Consider the following 19,948-nt stretch of genomic DNA (forward strand, 5'->3'; position numbering starts at 1 on the left):
ATTTTTTCTTCCTTTTTGTTTTTTTATCTTCGCCGTTCTTCGGTGGGTGCGCTTTTCGGGCGCTCTTGGCCATTAGCGCCCTAATGCCCAACACGCCTGCGCTGGTGCGCCCGATCCGCGAGACCGGCAAACCGGTCGAGGTGCCCTTCGCTAGCCGATCGGGGTGGGGTGACGGTTTGGACATGGTCGTGGGCGGCGGTGGACGGATTGGCAGTGCCGGTGGCTCGGCGCGCGGCCGTAGCGTCGCGGCAAGAACGAAAATCGACAGGAGGCAGCCGATGTCATCGGTCACCGGGTACTGGGTCGCTGGCGAGCGGGTTACCAGCGACGCGACCTTCGAGGTGCGTCATCCCTACGACGGCGCAGTGGTCGCCACCACGTGCTACGCCACCGACGCCGATGTGGAGCGGGCCGTCGCCGCCGCGCACGCGGTCCGCCGCGAGTTCGTCGAGCTACCCGCGCACGCGCGCGCGGCGGGGCTGGACCACGTGAGCCGCCGCCTCACCGAGCGGGCCGAGGAGATCGCGCAGTTGATCACCGCCGAGAACGGCAAGCCGATCACCTGGGCGCGCGGCGAGGTCGCCCGCGCCGTCTCCACTTTCCGCTGGGGCGCGGAAGAAGCCCGCCGCTTCTCCGGCGAGCTGCAGCGGCTCGACACCGATGCGGGCGCGACGGGCCGGATGGCGCTGATCCGCCGGATCCCGCGCGGCCCGGTGCTCGGCATCTCGCCGTTCAACTTCCCGCTCAACCTGGTGGCGCACAAGGTCGCCCCGGCGCTTGCCGTCGGCACCCCAATCGTGCTCAAGCCCGCGCCGAAGACCCCGCTGTCCGCCCTGCTGCTCGGCGAGATCCTGGCCGAGACCGAGCTGCCCGCCGGGTCGTGGTCGGTGGTGACGACCACCAACGAGAAGGCCGCCGAGCTCGTCGCGGACCCTCGGCTGCCGGTGGTGTCGTTCACCGGTTCCGGGCCGGTCGGCTGGGGCATCCGCGAGTCGGCCCCGCGCAAGCACGTCACCCTCGAACTCGGCGGCAACGCCGCGGTGATCGTCAACTCGGACTGGGCGGACCTCGACTACGCCGCCGAGCGCATCGCCACCTTCGCGGTGTACCAGGGCGGCCAGTCCTGCATTTCGGTGCAGCGCGTCTACGCCCACCGCGAAATCCTCGACGACCTGACCGCACGCGTGGTCAAGGCCGTCGAGGCGCAGGGCACCGGGGACCCGAAGGACCCGGCCACCAAGGTCGGGCCGCTGATCGACCTGGCGGCCGCGGAGCGGGTCGAGCAGTGGGTCGGCGAAGCCGTCGCGGCGGGAGCCCGGGTGCTCACCGGTGGCACCCGCGAGGGCACGACCTACGCGCCGACGGTGCTGGCCGACGCGCCGGAGGACGCGAAGGTTTCTTGCGAGGAGGTTTTCGGGCCGGTCCTGGTCATCGCGCCGGTCGACTCGGTGGACGAGGCTTTCGAGAAGGTCAACGCCTCCCGCTACGGCCTGCAAGCCGGGGTGTTCACCCGCGACCTGCAGCTGGCCTTCCGCGCGTCGTCGGAGCTGGAGGTCGGCGGCGTGATCATCGGCGACGTGCCGAGCTTCCGCGCCGACCAGATGCCCTACGGCGGGGTGAAGGAGTCGGGCGTCGGCCGGGAAGGCGTGCGGTCCGCGATGACGGATCTCACCGAGGAGCACGTCACGGTTCTCACCGGTATCAACCCGTGAACCGCTGCGTCCAGGCTCCTTCTGCGCGGCGATGCGGGTAGCGGAACCTCGGACGCCTGCTCGCTGCGGGATCCTCGACGCACGCGCGGACCCAATAAGTGCGTCGGGGAACCTCAACCGGGTGGGCACCGTCCCGTGGCGGTACCGGTTGCGCGGGTGAGCTGGGCGGCTGTGCCGCTTCAGAAAGCACCAGTAAACCGCCTCCAAGACGGCGCCCTGATCGGGCTGGGGCGAGAGAACCAGTGCGGCGCGTCAGCGGCGCCAGGCCGTCCGCTTCTTGCGCAGGTCGATCAGCAGGCCGATGACCAGGATCGCCGCGATGAAGACCAGGAAGCCGTCCTCGGTCTTGAAGTGCCCGCCACTGAGGATTCCCTGGTGGTTGCCGATCAGCATGGCCAGGCACGCGACGACCGAGAACCAACCCATGACCTGGGTGCCCTTCGGGAAACCGCCGTGCCAGCCCCACTCGACCGACGGTTCCTCGGCCGGGTCGATGGCCTGGCTGGGCTTCTTCTCCAGCTCGGTGCTCGCCACGTTCCCCTCCTGTGCCACGCCGACCATGAGGTCGGAAGACATTGCTAGGTGCGCAGGCCGCCGTCCGGCGATCCACATTGCCCCCATCCTCGCATACGCCCCCGGCCCCCGAGCGTGCACCTGCCCCCTGCGATCTGCGAAAAAGGTGTTGCGGAGGCGACTTCCGCGCCACCCCGCGCCGAGATCGGTGAGCTCGCTCTTACCGCTGCACCGCCTTGCGGCCGACGATCACGCGGTAGATGCCCAGCACGATGACCGAGCCGACGATCGCCAGGATCCAGGTGCTCAGCGACCAGAACCGGTCGATGCCGACACCGAAGATCCAGTTGCCGATCAGCCCGCCGACGAACGCGCCCACCACGCCCAGCAGCATGGTGACCAGGATCCCGCCCGGGTCCCTGCCCGGCATGATCGCCTTCGCGATTGCCCCCACGATCAGGCCGAGAACGATCCATCCGATGATGCCCATGGCTGTTCTCCTCACGTCATTCGGTTCACCCTGCCGGGACCTTCCACCTGATCGTGAGCCACGGAAGTGATTTGCGCACCGCGAGCGACGGGTGCTCGCCTTCTTCGGGAACAATGACCGTGATGCACGCCGACACCCCGAATCAGAGCGCACCCGGCGACCCCCGCACCGTGCTGGTGCTCGGCTCGACCGGTTCGATCGGTACCCAGGCCCTGGACGTGATCCGGCACAATCCTGACCGGTTCCGGGTCGCCGGGCTGGCCGCGGGCGGCAGCGACCCGCAGGCGCTGGCGGAACAGGCGCTGGCGTTCGACGTCCCGGCCGTCGCGGTCGCCAAGGGCACCGCCGTCGAAGACCTCCAGCTCGCCCTCTACGCCGAGGCCCAGAAGAACGGCTACGCGGCCGGTGAGTTCCGCCTCCCCAGGCTGCTGGCCGGGCCGGACGCGGTCACCGAGCTAATCGAGTCCACCCCCGCCGACGTGGTGCTCAACGGAGTGGACGGCTCGCGCGGGCTCAAGCCGACGCTGGCCGCGCTGGCCACCGGCGCGCAGCTGGCGCTGGCCAACAAGGAGTCGCTGATCGCGGGTGGTGCGCTGGTGCTGGACAGCGCCGCCCCCGGCCAGATCGTGCCGGTCGACTCCGAGCACTCCGCGCTGGCGCAATGCCTGTTCGGGGGTCGTTTTGAGGAGGTGGAACGGCTGGTGCTGACCGCCTCCGGTGGCCCGTTCCGGGGCCGCAAGCGCGACGAGCTTGTGGACGTCACGGTGCAGCAAGCGCTAGCCCACCCGACCTGGTCGATGGGCAGCGTGGTCACCATCAACTCGGCCACGCTGGTCAACAAGGGCCTGGAGCTGATCGAGGCGCACCTGCTGTTCGGCATCGACTACGACCGCATCGACGTCGTGGTGCACCCGCAGTCGATCGTGCACTCGATGGTCACCTTCGTGGACGGCGCCACGATCGCCCAGGCCAGCCCGCCGAACATGCGGATTCCGATCGCGATGAGCCTGGAATGGCCGCGCCGGGTGCCCAAGGCCGCCCCAGCGCTGACCTTCGAGCAGGCGCAGGAGTGGACCTTCGAGCCGGTGGACAACGAGGCGTTCCCGGCCGTCGAGCTGGCCCGGGCTGCGGGCTCCGGCGGCGGCTGCCTGCCCGCGATCTACAACGCGGCGAACGAAGAAGCGCTCGCGGCCTTCGTCGATGGCCGACTTCGATTCACCGGAATCGTGCAAACTGTGGGTGAGGTGCTCGCCGGCGCAGATCAGTGGCGCAGCGATCCGGCGGGCTTGGACGAGGTCTTCGCGGCCGAGGGTTGGGCGCGGACTCGGACTCGCGAGCTCGCGGGGAAGGCGGAGTAGTAGATGCTGGTCTTCGTTGGCATCGTCATCTTCTTCCTCGGGTTGCTGTTCTCCATCGCGTGGCATGAGCTGGGGCACCTGGCGGCGGCGAAGCTGTTCGGAATCAAGGTCACCCAGTACATGGTCGGCTTCGGCCGCACCGTTTGGTCGCGCAAGAAGGGTGACACCGAGTACGGCCTGAAGCTCATCCCTTTCGGCGGCTACATCCGGATGATCGGCATGTTCCCGCCGAAGAAGGACGAGAAGTACGGGCGCACTGCGTCGTCCGCGCCGTGGCGCGCAATGATCGAGGACGCCCGCCAGATGTCCGCTGAGGAGATCACCCCCGAGGACGCGCACCGGCAGTTCTACCAGCGCAACCCGTGGAAGCGGGTCATCGTGATGCTGGCCGGGCCGGTGATGAACCTAATCCTGGCGGTCGGTATCTTCGCGGCGATCCTGATGGGCCACGGCATCAACACGCCGACCACGACGGTGTCGTCGGTCAGCGCGTGCGTGCTGCCCGCCGCCGCCCCGAACACCGAGCAGTGCCCGGCGGATGCGCCGCCGTCGCCGGCCGCGGCCGCCGGCTTCCGGCCCGGCGACCGGATCCTGGAGTTCAATGGCAAGCCCTACGCCTCGTGGGACGAGCTGCAACTGGCCATCCGGGGCTCCGCCGGCACCGTGCCGGTGGTCGTCGACCGCGGCGGCCAGCAGCTGACCCTGCAGGCGAACCTGATGCAGACCGACCGGCCGAAGCTGAACTCGACCAGCGAGTACGAGAAGGTCGGCTTCCTCGGCCTGACCCCGACGTCGCAGCTGGTGAAGCAGGGCGTCGGCGGCGTGGCGAAGACCATCGGCGGCTTCGTCAGCCTCACCGCGCAGAAGGTCGTCGAGTTGCCGCAGCGGGTGCCCGACTTGATCAGCGCGATCTTCGGCGGTGAGCGGCACCAGGACTCGCCGGTGGGCATCGTCGGCGCGAGCCGGCTGGGCGGCGAGGTGCTGGCCTCAGACGACTTCGGCGTGGACGCCCGGATCATCATGATGTTCAACCTGCTCGCGGGTGTGAACCTGTCGTTGTTCGTGTTCAACATGCTGCCGATCCTGCCGCTGGACGGCGGCCACGTCGCCGGCGCGACCTGGGAGAGCATCCGCCGCGGGTTCGCCAAGCTGGTGCGGCGGCCGGACCCGGGCCCGTTCGACACGGCGCGGCTGATGCCGCTGGCGTACGCGGTGAGCCTGATCTTCATCGCGTACTCGCTGCTGGTCCTGGTCGCCGATGTCGTGAACCCAGTGAAGCTGTTCTAGCCGCGCGGCGAGGCCGAACGGAAAGTACGGCATCGGATGTGATTTTCACCTGCGTGGCCGAGCGGCTGCGGGATGCTGGAAGGCGTGTCGGCGGTGTTGAACGGGCCTCGACGCTCGCCACGGTGTTAAACGGATCGGGTGGTGACCGGCGCGCGACGGTGTTTCTAACGCGACGTGAACGGGCGCTGATGATCACCGAACGTGATCCGATCGATCCCACGGCGTCCGGCCGGATGAACTTGCGCCGGTATCGTGGAGCGAGGCGACGCAAGTGGCACGAAGAACACCAGAAGAGGTGGAGAAGAATCGATGACCGTCGATCTGGGCATGCCCGCGGCCCCGGCTCCGGTGCTCGCGGAACGGCGCAAGACCCGGCAGTTGCAGGTCGGAGCGGTCGGTGTGGGCAGTGAACACCCCATATCCGTGCAGAGCATGACCACGACCGTCACTGCGGACATCAACAGCACGCTGCAGCAGATCGCGGAGCTGACCGCCGCGGGCTGCGATATCGTCCGGGTGGCCTGCCCCAGCGCGGACGACGCGGAGGCGCTGCCGACCATCGCGCAGAAGTCGAAGATCCCGGTCATCGCCGACATCCACTTTCAGCCGAAGTACGTGTTCGCGGCGATCGAGGCCGGTTGCGCCGCGGTGCGTGTCAACCCGGGCAACATCAAGAAGTTCGACGACAAGGTCAAGGAGATCGCGCAGGCCGCCAAGGACCACGGCACGCCGATCCGGATCGGCGTCAACGCCGGTTCGCTGGACCCGCGGCTGATGCAGAAGTACGGCAAGGCGACCCCGGAGGCGCTGGCCGAGTCGGCGCTGTGGGAGGCGAGCTTGTTCGCCGAGCACGGCTTTCACGACCTGAAGATCTCGGTGAAGCACAACGACCCGGTCGTAATGGTGCGTGCCTACGAGATCCTCGCCGAGCAGTGCGACTATCCGCTGCACCTCGGGGTCACCGAGGCCGGCCCGGCGTTCCAGGGCACGATCAAGTCCGCGGTCGCCTTCGGCGCGCTGTTGCGTCAGGGCATCGGGGACACGATCCGGGTGTCGTTGTCGGCGCCGCCGGTCGAGGAGATCAAGGTCGGCACCCAGATCCTGCAGTCGCTGAACCTGCGGCCGCGGAAGCTGGAGATCGTGTCGTGCCCGTCGTGCGGACGGGCGCAGGTGGACGTGTACAAGCTCGCCGAGGAGGTCACCGCCGGCCTGGAGGGCATGGAGGTGCCGCTGCGGGTCGCGGTCATGGGCTGCGTCGTCAACGGGCCGGGCGAGGCGCGGGAAGCTGACCTCGGTGTGGCCTCGGGCAACGGCAAGGGCCAGATCTTCGTCAAGGGCGAAGTGATCAAGACGGTGCCGGAGCACCAGATCGTCGAGACCCTGATCGAGGAAGCCATGCGCATCGCCGAGGACATGGAACCCGCCGACGCTGAGCCCGGCGTGCCGGTCATCACCGTCAGCTGATCTCGCCGGCACCAGTCGTCCCCGATTCAGGGGGCGCCGGTTTCCGCATTTTCGGGCGTTCGCGCGGTTCGGTGCGGTGAAGCGGCGGTGTCGCGCCGATCGGATTACTCCGAACGGGTGAGTGCACGTTCGGGTGGGTGTGGTGCATCTCGGCCGGGGAGGCTCTTCGACCGGGGTTTCTGGCAGTCTTGGCAGGTGCTCAAGCTCGCCGGTGCACGGCTGTTGGAGGAACGTGACGCGCTGCTGGTCCGTTCCGTATTGGATTCCGCCCCGGTCGCGGCCTGCATGGTGGCCGCGCGCGTCGAGGAGGTCGGGGTCCACCCGTTGCGCCTCGGCGGCGAACTTTGGGGCTACGGCAACAAGCTCACCGGCATGTGCTTCTCGGGCGCGAACCTGATCCCGCTGCGCGGCGGGCCCGCCGCGATGCGCGCCTTCGCCGACCGCGCGCTGCGCCGACGCCGGGTGTGCTCGTCGCTGGTCGGCCCGGCCGAGCAGGTGCTTGCGCTTTGGAACGAGATGGCGGCGCAGTGGGGACCGGCGCGGGAGGTGCGCGCCGACCAGCCGCTCATGGCGCTCTCCGCACCGCCGCGGGTGGCCCCGGACCCGCTGGTCCGCCCGGTGCGCCCGTACGAGCTGGACCGCTACCTGCCTGCGGCGATCGCCATGTTCACCGAGGAAGTCGGGGTGGACCCGTCCAGCGACGGCGGCGCGGCGAGCTACCGTGCGCGGGTCGCCGACCTGATCGCCGGTGGCCGGGCGTTCGCGCGCTTCGAGGGCGACGAGGTGGTGTTCAAGGCCGAGATCGGCGCGCTTTCCCGAACCGTGGGCCAGATCCAAGGCGTCTGGGTGCATCCGGACCGGCGCAGCACCGGACTGGGCACGGCGGGAACGGCTGCGGTGGCGGACCGGCTGGTGCGCGGCCTGGGCCGCACGGCCAGCCTGTACGTCAACGGCTACAACACCGCCGCCCGCCTGGCCTACCGGAAAGTCGGCTTCCAGCAGGTCGGATCATTCGGCACCGTCCTCCTCTGATCGTCCACTGTGGAGTTCCGCAGCGGTTTCGGTTAAAACTGCCGTCCCCCGGTCGGTGTGGCCCTAACGCGGGTGCTCTGCCGGAAAAGAGGTGTGGACGTTTCGGGAGGTTTCGGCATACTTCCGGACATGGTTTCCTCGCGGATCTTGGCCAGCGCGGCGGCACTGCTGCTGTTGCCGTTGGCCGCTTGCAGTACCGGACCCTCTGAAGAGGACGTGGCCGCGTCCTTCGTGAACGCGGTGGCGGCAGGCGACGCAGCAGGTGCGGCGAACCAGACCGACGCGCCCGACCAGGCCCGGCCGGCGTTGGAGGCGGCTCGGCGGAACCTGTCGCCGACCGCCGCGCACGCGACGGTCCGAGAGGTGACCGAGGATGCCCAGGGGGTGCCCACCGCCCGGTTCGACATGTCCTGGGAATTCGGCGCGGGCAAGGTCTGGAACTACTCGAACGAGCTCAAGCTCGTCGAAGGAGATCAGGGTTGGAAGGTCCGCTGGGCACCAGCGGTGATCCACCCGCAACTCGCAACCGGGCAGACTATCGCCTTCCGCGAACAACGGCCCGATCCGGCGCCGGTCCTGGACCGCGACGGCAAGCAGCTCATGGGCCCCGAGCAGCTGATCACCGTGAGCCTCAGCCCGCAGGAAGCCCATGACGTGCCGGCGGTCTCGTCTTCGCTGGCGAGCGCGCTGAGCACCGTCGAGCCCGCGATCACCCAGCAGTCCATCCTGGACGGCGTGGCGAAAACGCCGCAGGGCCAGCCGTACGCGGTGGTCACGCTGCGGCAGACCGACTACGACAAGGTCAAGGCGCAGATCTACGACCTGCCGGGCGTGCGCTTCCCAGTCCAGACGCGGCTGGTCACCACCGAGCGCGGGTACGGCACGCAGGTGCTGGCGGGCGTCGCGCGCAAGGTCGATGAGCAGGTCGAGGCGAACGCCGGGTGGCGCGTCGTCACGCTAGACGCCGCCGGTCAGGAGGCCGCGGAACTGCACGATGTCGCCGAGAAGCCGGTCGCGCCGACCAACGTGACCCTCGGCCACCGCACGCAGCAGGCCGCCGAACAGGCGGTGGACCCGCTACCGCAGGCCGCGATGCTGGTCGCCATGCAGCCGTCCACCGGCGAGGTGCTCGCCGTGGCGCAGAACGGTACTGCCGACGCGCAGGGCCCGGTGGCGCTGTCCGGCCAGTACCCGCCGGGCTCGACGTTCAAGACGGTGACCGCGACCGCCGGGCTGGAGTCCGGCAAGGTCAACATCGACACCCAGGTCGAGTGCCCGGGCAAGAAGGTGTTCGACGGCCGGGTTCTGCCCAACGACAAGGAGTTCGACCTCGGCCAGGTGCCGCTGCGGACGGCGTTCGCGCGTTCCTGCAACACGTCGTTCGCGCAGCTCGCGGTCGACCTGCCCGGTCAGGCGCTGACCGACGCGGGGCGAGAGCTGGGCCTCGGCGTGGACTTCGACATGGCAGGCGCGACGACGATCACGGGCAAGGTGACGCCGGCCGACAGCACGGTGCAGCGCGCCGAGAACGGCATCGGCCAGGGCACGGTGCTGGCCAGCCCGTTTGGCATGGCGCTGGTGACGTCCTCGATCGCCCAAGGGCGGATGCCGGTGCCGACGCTGGTTCGGGGCGTGCCGACGAAGGCCGACGCCGAACCGCAGCCGCCGTCGCCGAAGTCCCTCGACCAGCTCCGCGCGATGATGCGTGAGGTGGTCACCAGCGGGACCGCGACCTCGCTGAACGGCTCCGGTGACGTCCGGGGCAAGACCGGCACGGCGCAGTTCGGTGACGGAACCCATTCGCACGGCTGGTTTATCGGCTACCGCGGCGACTTGGCTTTCGCGGTGCTGGTGACCGATGCGGGCTCGTCGGGCCCGGCCGTCGAGGCCGCGAAGCGCTTCCTCGCGGGTGCCTGATCGCTTCACGCTTCGGGGTGATCATCGGCGGTGATCCATGTGCTACGGTGTAGCACATGGATCGGATCGGCGTCCGTGAGCTGCGGCAGAACGCCAGTCGATACCTGAAGCGGGTCGCAGCCGGCGAATCGATCCTCGTGACCGATCGGGGGCGCACCGTCGCGGTGCTAAGTCCGCCCACGTGTGACCAAACCCTGTACGACGAACTCGTCGCAACCGGGGAGCTCGTGCCCGGTGAAGGCGGCGAGCTCCCCGAACCGTTGCCGGCAGCGCCGACTCCGAACGTCTCCGACCGGCTGCTGCGCAGGCGTGAACAGGAGCGGTTTTGATCTACTTCGATTCCTCCGCGCTTATCAAGTTGATCGCCCCCGAGCCGGAGAGCAAGGCGCTGAGCCAGTGGATCCGCGAGCGCTGGGAACACCCCCGCGTGACCAGCGCGTTGTCGAAAGTTGACGTGCTGCGCACCTTTCGGGAGGTAGGCCCGGCCGCGGAAGACCTGGCGTCGATCATCGTGTCGAAGATCGACCAGCTGCCGGTGAAGCAGGACGTGCTCGACGTGGCCACCGAGTTGCGCTGCAATGTCGGCCCGGTGGACGTCATCCACCTGGCCTCCGCGTGCAAGATCAGGGACGGTCTGCACGCCTATGTCTCCTACGACCCGGCACTGCTGGCTGCGGCGGAAGAAGCGGGGTTGACAACGGCCTCACCGGGCGCGAACTGACGGGTACTGCTGCAATTTCCATTGAAATTGGATCTTCAATTTCAATGGAAATTGCGGTCCGAACGGCGAGGGGGACGAGTGTGGTGCGTTCGTGGCCGTCACCGGGAGTGCGGGAGCGTGACGCGGTTACAGTGGGGGACATGCCGGTTCGAGCTTCGTTGAAGCCAGGCGTGCAGACGCCGCGTCGCCCAGTCCCAGCGCACATCGAGCGCCCCGAGTACGTCGACAAACCGGCTCCCAAGCGCAACAGCGACCCCCACGTGCAGCCGCCCGAGGTGATCGAGGCGATGCGGGTGGCGGGCAAGCTTGCCGCGCAGGCCCTGGTCGAGGCTGGCAAGGCGGTCCAGCCCGGCGCGACCACCGACCAGGTCGACGCCGTGGTGCACGAGTTCTTCTGCGACCACGGGGTCTACCCGTCGACGCTGGGCTACCGGGGCTTTCCGAAGTCCTCCTGCACCTCGCTGAACGAGGTGATCTGCCACGGCATCCCGGACTCGACGGTGATCGAGGACGGCGACATCGTCAACGTCGACGTCACCGGCTTCATCGGCGGCGTGCACGGCGACACCAACGGGACATTCCTGGCCGGCGAGGTCTCCGAGGACGCGCGGCTGCTGGTGGAGCGCACCCACGAGGCCTTGATGCGGGGCATCAAGGCCGCCAAGCCCGGACGTCAGCTCAACGTGATCGGCCGGGTGATCGAGTCCTACGCCAAGCGGTTCGGCTATGGCGTGGTCCGCGACTTCACCGGGCACGGCATCGGCCGCTCGTTCCACAGCGGACTGGTGATCCTGCACTACGACGAGCCGTCGGTGCAGACCGTCCTGGAACCCGGCATGACCTTCACCATCGAGCCGATGATCACCCTTGGCACCCATGAGTACGACATGTGGGACGACGGCTGGACGGTGACAACTAAGGACAAGAGCTGGACGGCCCAGTTCGAGCACACCATCCTAATCACCGAAGAAGGCAACGAAATCCTGACCCTACCCTGATTCCAGGCTCGTTTTTTTGGTTGTTGCAGGCCCGGAAACGCTCACGGGTGCTCACCTGGGGAGAGGGTCGGCCAGTGGCTGGTTGCCGGTGGTTCGGTGGTGCCTCGGGCGGGCTCGGATTGATGGGGTAGGAACTTCATGTGAATGCGGTGTTAGTTGCCGGGACCACCTCGGATGCCGGGAAGAGTGTGGTCACCGCCGGGATCTGTCGTTGGTTGGCGCGCGGCGGCGCTCGGGTTGCGCCCTTCAAGGCGCAGAACATGTCCAACAACTCCGTGGTCACGCCCGACGGCGGCGAAATCGGGCGTGCGCAGGCCGTGCAGGCCGCTGCGTGCGGCGTCGAGCCTTCGGTGCGGTTCAACCCCGTGCTACTCAAGCCCGGCAGCGACCGCAGTTCGCAGGTCGTCGTGCTCGGGCAGGTGTCAGGCGAGGTGACCGCGATGTCCTACCGGGCCCGCAAGGCCACCCTGCTGGACACCGTCGTGTCCACATTGGAGGGATTGCGCGCGGAGTACGACTACGTCGTCTGCGAGGGCGCCGGATCACCGGCCGAGATCAACCTGAGGGCCAACGACATCGCCAACATGGGCCTCGCGCAGGCCGCCGGACTGCCCGTGCTGGTGGTCGGCGACATCGACCGCGGCGGCGTGTTCGCCCAGCTCTTCGGCACCCTCGCGCTGCTGGACTCGGCGGACCAGGCGCTGGTCGCCGGATTCCTGATCAACAAGTTCCGCGGCGATCCCGCGCTGCTGGAGCCGGGGCTGGACCAATTGCGCGCGCTGACCGGCCGCCCGGTGCACGGCGTGCTGCCGTGGGCCGAGGAGTTGTGGCTGGACGCCGAGGATTCGTTGTCCTACGTGGCCGATGGGGTGATCGGGCGTCCCGCGCCGCCGAAGGGCGGCCAGTGGCTGCGGGTCGCGGTGCCGAGGCTGCCGCGGATCTCCAACGCCACCGATGTGGAGGCGCTAGCCGCGGAACCGGGCGTCGCGGTCCGGTTCGCCACCGAACCTTCGCGGCTGGCCGATGCGGATCTGGTCGTGCTGCCCGGATCCAAGTCGACGGTCGCCGACCTGGCCTGGTTGCGGAGCAGCGGGCTGGCCGAAGCGATCCGCGCGCACGCCAGCGCCGGGCTGCCGGTGGTCGGGATCTGCGGCGGCTTCCAGATGTTGGCCCGGCGAATCGTCGACGAGGTCGAGTCCGGGGCCGGCGCGGTCGACGGACTCGGGCTGCTCGACCTGGAGATTGAGTTCGCGCCACGCAAGACGCTGGCCAGGCCGCGCGGCGAGGCCTTCGGCAAGCCTGTCGAGGGCTACGAGATCCACCATGGTGTCGCCGTACGCCGCGGGGACCTGACGCCGCTGGTCACTATGCCCGACGGACGTGCAGAAGGCGGTGTCGCAGAATCCGTGCTCGGCACCCACTGGCACGGGTTGTTCGAGAACAACGCGTTCCGGCGGGCCTTCCTGCGGTGGGCGGCGCGGCGCGCAGGGCGGGACGGTTTCGAACCGGCCGATGGCACGGATTTCGCCGAGGTCCGCGCGGGGCAGCTCGACCTGCTTGGCGACCTGGTGGAAAAACACCTGGACACCGATGCCCTGCGCCGCCTGCTCGACCACGGCGCGCCCGCCGGGCTGCCGGCGGTGCACCGCAGTTTCAAATGAATCCACAGTTTCAAATGGAACTGTGCCGACGTCGGGCTGTGCGTCGGCCGCGCGAGAGCCGCGAGCATCGGTGGAGGGGCGCCCAAGGGAGTTGTGACGCGGGTAACGTCGAGGGCGTGGCTGCCGAGTTCACCGTTGATGAAGCCCGCGAGCGGTTGGTGGAGTTGCTCGACCGCGCCGAATCGGGGGAGGAGATCGTGATCACCCGCTTCGGCGCGCCGTCGGTCTGGCTGCAACCCGCGCGCACCCGTTCCACCACCGGTGGTTTCGCCGCCGGGTTGATCGCCGCGTCCTGGGTGGTGCCGGCCGCTGGCGACGCGTTCGACGTCGGGACCGACTACTGGCCGGACGCGTCGGCCGGATAGCCGACGCGTTCGGTGTGGCGGCGATCAATCCGGCTTGTCCGCCGCACTCTCCGAGCCCATCTGGCTGAGCAGTTCGTCGAGGAAGGCCCCGGCCTCCTCGGCGGCTCGGCGCGGGTCGCCGTCGCGCACCGCTGCCAGCAGTTCGGTGTGCGAGACCAGTTTTGCCTGGGCGTCCCGGTTGAAAGTGGTCGCGACGCTGGATGCCACCGTCTCGCGGATCCCTTCGTAGAGCGAGATCAGCACCGGATTGTGCGAGGCCGCGACCAGCAGCCGGTGGAACTCGGCGTCGGTGGCGACGACCTCCGTGCTGTTCTGCTGCCGCACCGCGTCGTCCCGGCTGGTCAGGCAGGCCTCCAGCCCGGTCAGGTCCTCCTCGGTCCGCGCCCCGGCCGCCAGCCGGGCGCCCTCGACCTCAAGCGCGCGGCGGACCTCCAGGACCTGGCGCAGTTCGGGGCGGCACAGCTTGCGCACCGCCCCGGAGATCTCATTGGTGGCGCGCACGAACGTCCCGTCGCCCTGCCGCACTTCCAGCAGCCCGGCGTGCGAGAGCGCGCGCACCGCCTCGCGGACGGTGTTGCGGCCGACGCCGAGTGCGCTCACGAGCTCGGTCTCGGGTGGGATCTTCTCGCCGATCAGCCATTCCCCGGACGACACGAGCTCGCGGATCTGGGCGATGACCTGATCGACCAACCCGGTCCGCTTGGTGGTGACCAAAGGCACTGACAGGTCCTTTCGTCCAAACATCCTATGTTTGACATACTAGTCGCGATGTCTACGAAGTCACGACCTCATGTCCCCGAACACGTGGCTGACCAGGATGCCACCCGACTAGCCGCCCAGCACCACCCGGATGCCCTCACCGTCGACAACGAGGGCGCTGCCGAGGCGGTCTTCCCCAATCGGCACACTGCCGTAGCCGGGGGAGGGCTGCTGCTGGCCGGTGTTGCGCTCGCGGCGGCGAACATGCGCCCGGCGGTCACCAGCCTGGCGTCGCTGCTCGGCGAGGTGCGTGACTCGCTCGGTGCTTCCAGCACGTGGGCGAGCGTCGTGACTTCGGTGCCCACGCTCTGCTTCGGGGTCGCGGGCATCGGCGCTCCGCTGCTGGCCAGGCGAATGGGCATCGACAAGGTCATCGGCGCGTCGCTGGCGGTGCTGACCGCCGCGATGCTGTTGCGGGTCGTCGGCGGACCGTGGACGGTGCTTGGCGGCACCGTGCTGGTCTGCGCCGCGATCGCAATGTGCAACGTGCTGATCCCGGTGGTGGTCAAGGAGTCCTTCCCGACCCGCGTCGGGATGGCGACCGCGCTCTACACCACCGCGATGGCGGCGGGCGGCTCGACCGGTTCGGCGCTGACGCCGTACCTGAACTCCTCGACCGGCAGCTGGCGGTTGGCGCTGGCGACCTGGGTGGTCGTGGCGCTGGCCGCGCTGTGCGTGTGGGTGCCCGCGGCGGCTCGGCGCTCCCCGACGCGTCACGCTCCGAGTACCGCTTCGACAGGGCAGCGGCGTTCGCTGCTGCGCAGCCCGCTGGCATGGGTGATCACCGTCTACTTCGCGCTGCAGTCGCTGGTCGCCTACGTCGTGATGGGCTGGATGCCCGAGGTGTTCAAGGGCGCCGGGATGGACAGCACGACCGCAGGCATGCTGCTCGGGTTGTTGCTGCTGATCGGTGTGCCGATCAACATGATCCTGCCGCCGCTGGTGACCAAGACCCGCAGCCAGTCCTGGTGGGCCATCGGGCTCGCGGTGCTGACCCTCACTGGGCTGCTCGGATTGCTGCTGGCTCCGCTGGCAATGCCGGTGGTATGGGCGCTCGCGATCGGCGTCGGCATGAGTGCGTTCCCGCTGGCGCTGGTCCTCATCTCGCTGCGCACCGCCAACGCCGCCGACACCGGGTCGTTGTCGGCGATGTCGCAGAGCATCGGCTACCTGATCTCGTCGTTCGGGCCGTTCCTGTTCGGTGTGCTGCACGACGTGACCGGCGGCTGGTCGGCTTCGTTGTCGGCGATCGTGGTGATCGTCGCGGTCCAGGCGGTGTTCGGCGTAATCGCGGGACGTCCCCGCACCATCTGACGCTTCCGGCAGTGGGAGCGAACGGCCTGTTTACCTCGCCAGTGTGTTGCAAATTTACGCCCACCACGGACCGTGATCGATCGATCACCGGCCGAGATGGCCACTGGCGGACGAACGGCCGCGATCGAGACTTATTTGGTACTTCGGTTCAGCCGTTTTCGCCGAAACCGCAACAGGCTCCTGTTGAGGCGAACGGTCCGTTCGCTCCGCCTACTGGGGCGAACGGTCCGTTCACCTCGCTTGATGGGGCCAGTTGGGGTGGGCGTGATGGGCGTTGATCGCCAGGTCAGACGAGGCCGAGGCGGAGCATCGCGTCGGCGACGTTCGTGAAGCCCGCGATGTTCGCGCCCGCGACGTAGTTGCCGGGCATGCCGTACTCCGCTGCGGTGGCGTAGCAGCGGGCGTGCACGTCCTTCATGATCTCCTCGAGCCGCTTCTCGGTGAACTCGAAGCTCCAGCTGTCGCGGGATGCGTTCTGCTGCATCTCCAGCGCGGAGGTGGCCACGCCGCCGGCGTTGGCCGCCTTGCCCGGGCCGAACGCCACGCCGGCCTCCTGGAAACTGCGCACCGCATCCGGTGTCGTGGGCATGTTCGCGCCTTCGCCAACGGCGACGCAGCCGTTGGCGATCAGGGTGGCCGCATCGTCTGCGTTGAGCTCGTTTTGGGTCGCCGACGGCATCGCCACGTCACACGGCACTTCCCAGACGCTGCGCTGCGCAACGAACTTCGCGCCCGGCCGGCGGCCGGCGTACGCGCTGATGCGACCCCGCTCGACTTCCTTGATCTGCTTGATCAACTCGACGTCGATGCCCTTCTCGTCGACGACGTAGCCGGAGGAGTCCGAGCAGGCCACCACGGTTCCGCCGAGCTGGTGCACCTTCTCCATCGTGTAGATGGCCACGTTGCCCGATCCGGAGACAACGACCTGCTTGCCGTCGAACGACTCGCCGCGGGCGGACAGCATCTCCTGCACGAAAAACGCGCATCCGAAGCCGGTTGCCTCGGTGCGCACGCGGGCACCGCCGAAGGACAGGTGTTTGCCGGTCAGCACCCCGGATTCGTACCGGTTGGTGATCCGCTTGTACTGGCCGAACAGGTAGCCGATCTCGCGGCCGCCGACGCCGATGTCACCGGCGGGCACGTCGGTGTACTCGCCGATGTGCCGATGCAGCTCGGTCATGAAGCTCTGGCAGAACCGCATGACCTCCCGGTCGGAGCGGCCTTTCGGATCGAAGTCCGCGCCGCCCTTGCCGCCTCCGATGGGCAACCCGGTGAGGGCGTTTTTGAATATCTGCTCGAAGCCGAGGAACTTGATGATGCCCTGGTAGACCGACGGATGGAACCGCAGACCGCCCTTGTACGGGCCGAGCGCGCTGTTGAACTCCACCCGGAAGCCGCGGTTGATCTGCACCCCGCCGCAATCGTCCTCCCACGGCACCCGGAAGACGATCTGCCGCTCCGGCTCGCAGATTCGCTCGATGATCTTCTGCTCGGCGTACTCGGGGTGCTTGTCGATGACCGGACCGATGCTCTCCAGTACTTCTCGGACTGCCTGGTGGAACTCGTCTTCGCCGCGGTTGCGCTGGACCACGTTCTCGTAGACCGGTTCGAGGCGTTCGTGAAGCACAGTCAAACTCCTTTGTCCGTTGAGCGTTCCGGGCTGTCGCACGCCGTTTCACCGGGTAGCAACGGAGCGTTTGAACAGCCCCAATCCTCCAAAGTTGACGAACTGACTGGAATTACTCAAGATGACGCAGAACACGTCGGCTGCCCGGTCCCCGGCAGCCGATGCAGTCGGGTCACTTCATCGGCAGGTTGAGCAGGGCATTCTCGACCAGTTCCGGCATGCCCGGGTGGATCCAGTACTGGCCGCGGGCCATCATCCGGGCGTCCAGGCCGAACTGCATCGCCTGGATCAGCGGCTGCAGCAGCGTCGGCGCCTGCGGGCCGATGATGTGGGCGCCGAGGAGCTCACCGGTTTCCGGATCGGCCAGGAGCTTGGCGAAGCCGGTGGTGTCCTCCATCGCCCAGCCGTAGGCGATGCCCGCGTAGTCCTGGATCGAAGTCACGTAGTCGACTCCGTGCCGCTGCGCCTGCTGCTCGGTCAGGCCGACCGAGGCGATCTGCGGGGCGGAGAACACCGCATGCGGCACGAACCGGTGGTCGGACTCGATCGGTTCGTCGGGGTGCAGCAGGTTGTGCTGGACGACGCGCATCTCGTGGTTGGCGACGTGCTTGAGCTCGTGGTCGGAGCTGATGTCGCCCAGCGCCCAAACGCCGTCCACCGAGGTCAGCTGGGTCGCGTCGGCCTTGACCTTGCCGTCAGCGGTGAGTTCGAGGCCACCCGCAGCCACCTCCAGCAGGTCGGCGTTGGGTACCCGGCCCACCGCGATGAGCAGCGCCTCGGCCTCCACGACCTCGGTGCCCTCCGGGCCCTCCAGGTGCAGGCGGACGAGTTCGCCGTCTCGCTCGACCGCGATCTCCTTGCGGTTGAGCCGCAGGTCCCAGCGCTGGGCCGCGAGCTCGGTAAACCTCGCGGAGATGTCGGTGTCCTCCGCGCGCAGCACCCGGCCGGACCGGCCGATCATGGTCACCTCGACGCCCAGCGCCGAGAACACGTGCGCGAACTCCGCGCCGACGAACCCGGTGCCCATGATGATCATCCGGGCGGGAAGCTCGTCGAGTCGCATCACGGTGTCGCTGGTGTAGTAGTCGATCTGGTCCAGGCCCGGGATGTCCGGGATCGCTGGACGGCCACCGGCGGCCACCACGAAGCGGTCCGCAGCGATCATCTCCGGGCCCGCGGCGGTGTCCACGGTCAGCTGCTTGACGCCGGTGAACCGGGCGATGCCCTCGTAGAGGGTTACGTTCGGGTTGTCCTCAGCGCGGTAGCGGCGGCCGCCGGCGGAGATCTCGTCGATGCGGCCGAAGATCCGGTCCCGGATTTCGCGCCACCGCACGTCGCGCAGTTCGAGGTCGACGCCGAGCTTCGCGCCGCCGGCCGGGGCGCTGGCCACGTCGGCGGTGTGCACGAACATCTTCGTCGGGATGCAGCCGACGTTGAGACAGGTGCCGCCGTAGGCGTCGTTGGGGCCGACGCCCTTCTCGACCATCGCGACGTCCCAGTTGGCGAACCGGTCGTCGAGGATCGAGTTTCCGGAGCCGGAGCCGATGATGACTAGATCGAAGTGCCGCACTGGTCCATCCTGCCTCAAATCGAGCGCGCCGCGTACGGCGCACCTTGGCTTCGTCGGGCGTCGACCATCTGCAACCGGGCAGCGAGCCCGGTGATTCCGCGGTGATCTCGGGTGCTGGTCACACCCCAGGCGTGCGCGGTGCACCACAACATGCCGAGCACAGCACTCGGTTCCCCGAACGAGGCCTCGACCACGCCTTGCACCACGGCCAGTCCGCCGATGCCGACCGCCCAACGGCACAGCACGGCCGCCGGTGCGGGGCGCCCATCGGGAGCTCTGGCGCGCAGCATCACCGCGTGCTGGCCGAGCGAGCTGCCATGTCCTATCAGCATCGCGACCAGCAACAACGCGGCCGGTGCGAGCCACAGCGCGGCGGCTTCCCACCACCGCGTCGGGGCGGTTCGGGTCAGCCGGAGTGCGATGTCCACGGCCCGGGCGCAGGCCACGCCGAGGAGCCACAGCACCAGTGCGTCGCAACACATGCCCAGCAGTCGCCGGGAGGCGGTGACCGGGCGCGGTTCCGCCGCTGGCCGTCCGCTGGTGCCGGTAGGCAGGCGCCGCCGGAGTGGTGCGAGCAAGCTGCCGAGCAGCGCACCGGTGGTGTTCGCGAGGATGTCGTCCACGTCGAAAACCCGGTACGGGCAGGGGAAGGCGAACCAGAACCCGGTCAGCTGGGTCAACTCGACGAGCACCGAGGTCACCAATCCGGCCAGCGCCGCAGTTGGCCAACCGCCCCGCACTAGCGCACCCAACGGGACGAAGAGCGCGATGTTGCACGCGAACTGCCCCAGCATCGACGGGTTGGTCAGCCCGGCGAGCGGCTGCCACTGCGGCGCGAAGCAGGCCGCATCGGTCGGCAACGGCAGGAACACGTAGGAAACCAGCCCCAACGCGTAGAGCAGCACGGCGAAGCGCTGCACCGCGACGCCCACGCGCAACTCGCCGTGCCTCCGGTGCTCACCGGCGACGAACGGCGCGAACAGCAGCGCGGCCACCCCGGCGGCGACCAGCGCGGCGAACGAACCCGGCAGCACGCTCATCCTGATCTCCTGATCTCCTGATCTCCTGATCTCCGAGAACCTCCCTGTTCTTAAAGAGGAGCGAGCGGCCGATTCAGATACATCTCGATCGGGCGATCTTGGAACGCGAAAGAGCCGTGC

The 19,948-nt window shown here is 68.5% G+C and carries 19 protein-coding genes; 12 read left to right on the forward strand and 7 right to left on the reverse strand.

Annotation, left to right across the window (positions count from 1 at the left end; translation table 11 throughout):
* On the reverse strand, positions 1 to 292 hold a 292-nt coding region (locus ACWDKQ_RS21900), incomplete at its 3' end, for a hypothetical protein (protein WP_450140603.1).
* Here ACWDKQ_RS21900 and ACWDKQ_RS21905 point away from each other — a divergent pair.
* The gene (locus tag ACWDKQ_RS21905; RefSeq protein ID WP_450140604.1) at positions 279 to 1,712 is read left to right on the forward strand and encodes an aldehyde dehydrogenase family protein; all 1,434 of its coding nucleotides are present in this window, start codon (positions 279 to 281) and stop codon (positions 1,710 to 1,712) included. The genes ACWDKQ_RS21900 and ACWDKQ_RS21905 overlap by 14 nt on opposite strands.
* A gap of 252 nt (positions 1,713 to 1,964) precedes the next feature.
* Here the strand turns inward: ACWDKQ_RS21905 and ACWDKQ_RS21910 are convergent, their stop codons facing one another.
* Complete coding sequence (locus ACWDKQ_RS21910) at positions 1,965 to 2,246, reverse strand: DUF2631 domain-containing protein (protein ID WP_450140605.1); 282 nt, start codon at positions 2,244 to 2,246, stop codon at positions 1,965 to 1,967.
* Positions 2,247 to 2,445: 199 nt separating this feature from the next.
* Complete coding sequence (locus ACWDKQ_RS21915; RefSeq protein WP_450140606.1) at positions 2,446 to 2,715, reverse strand: GlsB/YeaQ/YmgE family stress response membrane protein; 270 nt, start codon at positions 2,713 to 2,715, stop codon at positions 2,446 to 2,448.
* A 113-nt stretch (positions 2,716 to 2,828) separates the two neighbouring features.
* Here ACWDKQ_RS21915 and dxr point away from each other — a divergent pair, with 113 nt between their 5' ends.
* From dxr to ACWDKQ_RS21965, 10 genes are all read left to right on the forward strand, one after another.
* Positions 2,829 to 4,073 (forward strand): 1-deoxy-D-xylulose-5-phosphate reductoisomerase, encoded by a 1,245-nt coding sequence (dxr, locus tag ACWDKQ_RS21920; protein ID WP_450140607.1) that lies wholly within the window; start codon positions 2,829 to 2,831, stop codon positions 4,071 to 4,073.
* A 3-nt stretch (positions 4,074 to 4,076) separates the two neighbouring features.
* On the forward strand, positions 4,077 to 5,360 hold the full coding sequence (locus ACWDKQ_RS21925) for a M50 family metallopeptidase (protein ID WP_450140608.1): 1,284 nt from the start codon (positions 4,077 to 4,079) through the stop codon (positions 5,358 to 5,360).
* Between the two features lie 309 nt (positions 5,361 to 5,669).
* Positions 5,670 to 6,824 carry a flavodoxin-dependent (E)-4-hydroxy-3-methylbut-2-enyl-diphosphate synthase gene (ispG, locus tag ACWDKQ_RS21930; RefSeq protein ID WP_450140609.1) on the forward strand — a complete coding sequence of 385 codons (1,155 nt, stop codon included), beginning with the start codon at positions 5,670 to 5,672 and terminating at the stop codon, positions 6,822 to 6,824.
* Between the two features lie 195 nt (positions 6,825 to 7,019).
* Positions 7,020 to 7,856: a GNAT family N-acetyltransferase gene (locus ACWDKQ_RS21935; RefSeq protein ID WP_450140610.1), complete on the forward strand. Its 837-nt coding sequence runs from the start codon at positions 7,020 to 7,022 to the stop codon at positions 7,854 to 7,856.
* Between the two features lie 129 nt (positions 7,857 to 7,985).
* Entirely contained in the window at positions 7,986 to 9,773 is a 1,788-nt protein-coding gene (locus ACWDKQ_RS21940; RefSeq protein ID WP_450140633.1) for a penicillin-binding transpeptidase domain-containing protein, read from the forward strand.
* Positions 9,774 to 9,829: 56 nt separating this feature from the next.
* Positions 9,830 to 10,102: a type II toxin-antitoxin system Phd/YefM family antitoxin gene (locus tag ACWDKQ_RS21945; protein WP_450140611.1), complete on the forward strand. Its 273-nt coding sequence runs from the start codon at positions 9,830 to 9,832 to the stop codon at positions 10,100 to 10,102.
* A complete protein-coding gene (locus ACWDKQ_RS21950; RefSeq protein ID WP_450140612.1) occupies positions 10,099 to 10,494 on the forward strand; it encodes a PIN domain-containing protein in 396 nt (131 codons plus the stop codon). The genes ACWDKQ_RS21945 and ACWDKQ_RS21950 overlap by 4 nt, the downstream gene beginning before the upstream one ends.
* Before the next feature lie 140 nt (positions 10,495 to 10,634).
* Positions 10,635 to 11,492 carry a type I methionyl aminopeptidase gene (gene map / locus ACWDKQ_RS21955; protein ID WP_450140613.1) on the forward strand — a complete coding sequence of 286 codons (858 nt, stop codon included), beginning with the start codon at positions 10,635 to 10,637 and terminating at the stop codon, positions 11,490 to 11,492.
* 140 nt (positions 11,493 to 11,632) lie between these two features.
* A complete protein-coding gene (locus ACWDKQ_RS21960; protein WP_450140614.1) occupies positions 11,633 to 13,153 on the forward strand; it encodes a cobyric acid synthase in 1,521 nt (506 codons plus the stop codon).
* Positions 13,154 to 13,269: 116 nt separating this feature from the next.
* The gene (locus tag ACWDKQ_RS21965; RefSeq protein WP_450140615.1) at positions 13,270 to 13,518 is read left to right on the forward strand and encodes a type II toxin-antitoxin system Phd/YefM family antitoxin; all 249 of its coding nucleotides are present in this window, start codon (positions 13,270 to 13,272) and stop codon (positions 13,516 to 13,518) included.
* Between the two features lie 24 nt (positions 13,519 to 13,542).
* Here the strand turns inward: ACWDKQ_RS21965 and ACWDKQ_RS21970 are convergent, their stop codons facing one another.
* Positions 13,543 to 14,238 carry a FadR/GntR family transcriptional regulator gene (locus ACWDKQ_RS21970; RefSeq protein WP_450140616.1) on the reverse strand — a complete coding sequence of 232 codons (696 nt, stop codon included), beginning with the start codon at positions 14,236 to 14,238 and terminating at the stop codon, positions 13,543 to 13,545.
* Positions 14,239 to 14,322: 84 nt separating this feature from the next.
* Here ACWDKQ_RS21970 and ACWDKQ_RS21975 point away from each other — a divergent pair, with 84 nt between their 5' ends.
* Entirely contained in the window at positions 14,323 to 15,591 is a 1,269-nt protein-coding gene (locus ACWDKQ_RS21975) for a CynX/NimT family MFS transporter (protein WP_450140617.1), read from the forward strand.
* Between the two features lie 286 nt (positions 15,592 to 15,877).
* Here the strand turns inward: ACWDKQ_RS21975 and gdhA are convergent, their stop codons facing one another.
* From gdhA to ACWDKQ_RS21990, 3 genes are all read right to left on the reverse strand, one after another.
* Entirely contained in the window at positions 15,878 to 17,218 is a 1,341-nt protein-coding gene (gdhA, locus tag ACWDKQ_RS21980; protein ID WP_450140618.1) for an NADP-specific glutamate dehydrogenase, read from the reverse strand.
* Positions 17,219 to 17,390: 172 nt separating this feature from the next.
* A complete protein-coding gene (locus tag ACWDKQ_RS21985) occupies positions 17,391 to 18,788 on the reverse strand; it encodes a mycothione reductase (protein ID WP_450140619.1) in 1,398 nt (465 codons plus the stop codon).
* Positions 18,789 to 18,802: 14 nt separating this feature from the next.
* Positions 18,803 to 19,828, reverse strand: a complete 1,026-nt coding sequence (locus ACWDKQ_RS21990; RefSeq protein WP_450140620.1) for a VanZ family protein — start codon at positions 19,826 to 19,828, stop codon at positions 18,803 to 18,805.
* Positions 19,829 to 19,948 lie beyond the last annotated feature (120 nt).

It is taken from the genome of Saccharopolyspora sp. NPDC000995 (genome assembly GCF_053599315.1).

Bases quoted from the DNA above. Each gene is read 5' to 3' on its own strand.
- ACWDKQ_RS21905 (WP_450140604.1), top strand. From the start codon at position 279: ATGTCATCGGTCACCGGGTACTGGGTCGCTGGCGAGCGGGTTACCAGC.
- ACWDKQ_RS21915 (WP_450140606.1), bottom strand. From the start codon at position 2,715: ATGGGCATCATCGGATGGATCGTTCTCGGCCTGATCGTGGGGGCAATC.
- dxr (WP_450140607.1), top strand. From the start codon at position 2,829: ATGACCGTGATGCACGCCGACACCCCGAATCAGAGCGCACCCGGCGAC.
- ACWDKQ_RS21925 (WP_450140608.1), top strand. From the start codon at position 4,077: ATGCTGGTCTTCGTTGGCATCGTCATCTTCTTCCTCGGGTTGCTGTTC.
- ispG (WP_450140609.1), top strand. From the start codon at position 5,670: ATGACCGTCGATCTGGGCATGCCCGCGGCCCCGGCTCCGGTGCTCGCG.
- ACWDKQ_RS21940 (WP_450140633.1), top strand. From the start codon at position 7,986: ATGGTTTCCTCGCGGATCTTGGCCAGCGCGGCGGCACTGCTGCTGTTG.
- ACWDKQ_RS21945 (WP_450140611.1), top strand. From the start codon at position 9,830: ATGGATCGGATCGGCGTCCGTGAGCTGCGGCAGAACGCCAGTCGATAC.
- map (WP_450140613.1), top strand. From the start codon at position 10,635: ATGCCGGTTCGAGCTTCGTTGAAGCCAGGCGTGCAGACGCCGCGTCGC.
- ACWDKQ_RS21990 (WP_450140620.1), bottom strand. From the start codon at position 19,828: ATGAGCGTGCTGCCGGGTTCGTTCGCCGCGCTGGTCGCCGCCGGGGTG.